The sequence below is a fragment of the Catenulispora yoronensis genome (genome assembly GCF_039531695.1).
GTDB lineage: Bacteria > Actinomycetota > Actinomycetes > Streptomycetales > Catenulisporaceae > Catenulispora > Catenulispora yoronensis.
The window spans coordinates 1-507 of the sequence record NZ_BAAAQN010000267.1; the positions used below are offsets into that span (position 1 = coordinate 1).

Consider the following 507-nt stretch of genomic DNA (forward strand, 5'->3'; position numbering starts at 1 on the left):
GCGCGCTGATGACATTCAAAAAACTTGCAGTATCATTACGGCTGAAGGCGGAATGGCGAAAGGGCATCTCTGTGATTTAACCCTACCTGAATCCCTTTCTCAGTTTTCTTCACAGTTGTTAACTTCAGACAAACCCATAGACATTTTAATCCTCAATGCTGCTCAGTGGCTTTCAGGAACATTAGACGACCAACCAGACACAGAAATTGTCAATACCATCAGTTCTGGACTGACAGGTTCTATTCTACTGACTCAGGCGTTACTACCTGGGTTAAGACGTTCAGAAAGCGCAGATATCGTTTCAATTATATCTTCATGTGGGATTCCTAATTTTACAGATTCAATCGCGCACCCCGCTTTTTTTGCCAGTAAACACGGGCTTAGCGGGTTTATAACTAAACTCTCGCACCAGTTGTCCGCAGAAAATATACGTGTGACCGGTTTGTATCCACCGGATTTCGAGCTGACAGGGTTAGACTCTTTTGCCGATAGCCAGGCCAAAATGGG

1 protein-coding gene is annotated in these 507 nt (G+C 44.6%); it reads left to right on the top strand.

Features of this window, described 5'->3' with window-relative positions:
- A partial coding sequence (locus ABD481_RS47260; RefSeq protein WP_344672408.1) for an SDR family NAD(P)-dependent oxidoreductase occupies positions 1–507 on the top strand: 507 nt, incomplete at both ends.